Here is a 1,163-nt window from a genome sequence, read left to right as displayed (position 1 = left end):
TTCCACTGGGACGACCCGCTGCTGCTCGATGCGCAGCTGAGCGCCGACGAGCGCGCGGTGCGCGACGCCGCGCACGCGTACTGCCAGGAACGGCTCGCGCCGCGCGTCAAAGACGCCTTCCGCGCCGAGCGCACCGAGCCGGCGATCTTCCGCGAGATGGGCGAGCTCGGGCTGCTGGGCCCGACGATCCCCGAGGCCTACGGCGGCGCGGGGCTGAACTACGTCGCCTACGGCCTGATCGCGCGCGAGGTCGAGCGCGTCGACTCGGGCTACCGCTCGATGATGAGCGTGCAGTCCTCGCTCGTGATGGTGCCGATCCACGAGTTCGGCAACGAGGCGACGAAGCAGAAGTACCTGCCCAGGCTCGCCAAGGGCGAGTGGATCGGCTGCTTTGGTCTGACCGAACCCAACGCCGGCTCGGACCCGGCGAGCATGACCACGCGCGCGCGCAAGGTCGAAGGCGGGTGGCGCCTGACGGGGCAGAAGATGTGGATCAGCAACAGCCCGATCGCCGACGTGTTCGTCGTCTGGGCCAAGGACGACGACGGGCAGATCCGCGGCTTCGTGCTCGAGAAGGGGTGGAAGGGCCTGTCGGCACCGGCGATCCACGGCAAGGTGGGGCTGCGCGCGAGCATCACCGGCGAGGTCGTGATGGACGGCGTGTTCTGCCCCGACGAGAACGCGTTCCCCGAGGTGCGCGGCCTCAAGGGCCCGTTCACGTGCCTGAACAGCGCGCGCTACGGCATCGCGTGGGGTGCGCTCGGCGCGGCCGAGTTCTGCTACGCCACCGCGCGCCAGTACGTGCTCGACCGCAAGCAGTTCGGCCGTCCGCTGGCGGCCAACCAGCTGGTGCAGAAGAAGCTCGCCGACATGGCCACCGAGATCGCGCTGGGGCTGCAGGGCTGCCTGGTGTTCGGGCGCATGAAGGACGCCGGCACGGCGTCGATCGAGGCGACGTCGCTGCTCAAGCGCAACAGCTGCGGCAAGGCGCTGGAGATCGCGCGCACGGCGCGCGACATGCTCGGCGGCAACGGCATCAGCGACGAGTTCGGCATCGCGCGCCACCTGGTGAACCTGGAGGTCGTCAACACCTACGAGGGCACGCACGACATCCACGCGCTGATCCTCGGGCGCGCGATCACCGGCATCGCGGCGTTCTGACG

1 protein-coding gene is annotated in these 1,163 nt (G+C 69.9%); it reads left to right on the top strand.

The window, feature by feature from the left end; all coding sequences use genetic code 11:
• Positions 1–1,161, top strand: a 1,161-nt coding sequence (locus MOJ79_RS18845) for an acyl-CoA dehydrogenase (protein WP_241925537.1), incomplete at its 5' end; no start/stop codon positions are given.
• Positions 1,162–1,163 lie beyond the last annotated feature (2 nt).

It is taken from the genome of Calidifontimicrobium sp. SYSU G02091, from assembly GCF_022631395.1.
Lineage (GTDB): Bacteria > Pseudomonadota > Gammaproteobacteria > Burkholderiales > Burkholderiaceae_C > Calidifontimicrobium > Calidifontimicrobium sediminis.
The sequence above is the reverse complement of the archived record's forward strand: the minus strand, read 5'-3'. Positions and strand labels throughout refer to the sequence as shown.